Annotated in this window: 1 pseudogene; it reads left to right on the top strand. The window is 58.0% G+C overall.

The window, feature by feature from the left end:
- A pseudogene (locus V6C16_RS15045) lies at window positions 1-255 on the top strand (IS481 family transposase); the annotation flags it as partial.

The raw sequence follows: 255 nt of genomic DNA, 5'->3' as shown, positions 1-255 counted from the left end.
CTTTGCGCAGGCTTGGCTGCTCCCGGCTTTCTTCTTTGGAGAAAAAAGAGCCGATACGGCGTTATCAATGGGAGAAGCCGGGCCAGATGCTCCACCTGGACATCAAGCGTCTCGGCAAAATTGATGGCGTTGGGCATAGGAAGGCGGGGACGCGGCAAGTGCGTCGGCGGCGGCCAGGTTGGGAATATTTGCATGTATGTGTGGATGACGCCTCCAGGGCAGCATATACGGCCATACTGCCGGATGAAACCGCCG

Origin of the sequence: Desulfovibrio sp. 1188_IL3213 (genome assembly GCF_036763145.1) — a bacterium.
Lineage (GTDB): Bacteria > Desulfobacterota > Desulfovibrionia > Desulfovibrionales > Desulfovibrionaceae > Desulfovibrio.
The sequence above is the reverse complement of the archived record's forward strand: the minus strand, read 5'-3'. Positions and strand labels throughout refer to the sequence as shown.